At 48.3% G+C, this 511-nt stretch carries 1 pseudogene; it reads left to right on the forward strand.

The window, feature by feature from the left end:
• Positions 1-80: 80 nt before the first annotated feature.
• Positions 81-511 (forward strand): annotated as a pseudogene (locus R8O11_RS31425) (J domain-containing protein); the annotation flags it as partial.

Consider the following 511-nt stretch of genomic DNA (forward strand, 5'->3'; position numbering starts at 1 on the left):
GTAATTTGGTAGCACCATAACGGTAATAACAAAAATTACCGGAGCAGGCCTAGCAACTTACGCTAGGCCTGACACATTCAATGTCATTCAAAACCATCGCCCTATCCTTTACGTTAAGCAGCTGTCTTTCTGTATCTGCACTTGCTTCCCAAACACCAACATCCCCAGCAGAACAATTTGAACTGGCGCAGCAACTGGCTCTTTCTCCAAAATCAGATTCGCCATCGGATGTTCGCTATTGGCTAGAGCAATCCGCAAGCCAAGGCTATTTACCTGCGCAGAAACAGCTGGCCGAAGACTATTCCCGAGGATTGACCGGTGCGGTTAATTACTCACAGGCAACGTATTGGTTTACCTCTGTAGCGTTGAATGACCCTCGCGACCGCGGGTTCTTGTTAGCGGACTTTGTTCAGCATCACCAAAAAGACATCACCACCAGCGATCTCGTTGAGGCGTGGTACCAATTAGCCTCGGACACCAATCCTCAAGCGGAAGAAGCTTACAATCACTA

The sequence above is a fragment of the Vibrio sp. 1288 genome, from assembly GCF_033344475.1.